The organism is Membranihabitans maritimus (assembly GCF_021729145.1).
Taxonomy (GTDB): Bacteria; Bacteroidota; Bacteroidia; order Chitinophagales; family Saprospiraceae; genus Membranihabitans; species Membranihabitans maritimus.
Genome location: NZ_JAJSLW010000127.1, coordinates 1 through 225, shown reverse-complemented (window position 1 = coordinate 225; position 225 = coordinate 1). Strand labels below are relative to the sequence as shown.

1 protein-coding gene is annotated in these 225 nt (G+C 49.3%); it reads right to left on the bottom strand.

What is annotated here, in order from left to right; translation table 11 throughout:
• On the bottom strand, positions 1-225 hold a 225-nt coding region (locus LVD47_RS23580), incomplete at both ends, for a hypothetical protein (RefSeq protein ID WP_236981192.1).

Below are 225 nucleotides of genomic sequence, written 5' to 3'. Positions count from 1 at the left end.
ACGCACACAGTCTCCACTTCCGTAGATAGATGGCCAGCCGCCTGCAAACCAATAAGGGCTGTTGGCATTACCATTGTCCCCTGGGGATCCCTCTGACGAGTGATAGAACCAGTCTTCTGTTACTTGCTCGTAAAAGCCATTTTCACTCAATACCCAGTCGCCTTTCTCCAACAACAGGTAAGGGAAATAGCTCAACGGAGGCAATACCCCAATCGCTAGATTGAT